At 48.6% G+C, this 514-nt stretch carries 1 protein-coding gene; it reads left to right on the plus strand.

Features of this window, described 5'->3' with window-relative positions; genetic code table 11:
- A partial coding sequence (locus VT06_RS17245) for an RHS repeat-associated core domain-containing protein (protein WP_046555566.1) occupies window positions 1-514 on the plus strand: 514 nt, incomplete at both ends.

Genomic DNA, 514 nt, shown 5'->3' on the forward strand with positions numbered 1-514 from the left:
GGATTATACTGACTTTGCCTATGGCACCGACCGCCAGCTATACCGGCGCACAGATGTCAGAAGTGGCCAGGCGACAGATGCGTTTTATATCGACGGCCTTTACGAGCGGGTGACATTGCCCTCGGGTGTGGTTGAGCATAAATTTAACGTGGGTAGTACCATTATAACCAAGCGCAGCAACGGTGCGCATGACGAACTGTATCTGCATAAAGATAATCAGGGCTCGACCATCAGCATTACCAAAGGTAATCCTGATGGTACGGTTACAGTATTGCAGCAGTTTATCTACGACCCATGGGGTAAGCAGTATAGCGTAAGCACCAATAGCTTGTTTACAACCTACAGCAACCCCGGTATCAGTAAAGGCTATACCGGCCACAATATGGTGAATGACTTTGAAGTTATTCACATGGGGGGCCGCACGTACAACCCTAACCTGGGACGATTTATGCAAGCCGACCCATTTGTGCAAGCGCCAGGCAATTTGCAAAGTTACAACCGCTATAGCTATGTA

Source organism: Arsukibacterium sp. MJ3 (assembly GCF_000987765.1).
Classification (GTDB): Bacteria; Pseudomonadota; Gammaproteobacteria; order Enterobacterales; family Alteromonadaceae; genus Alishewanella.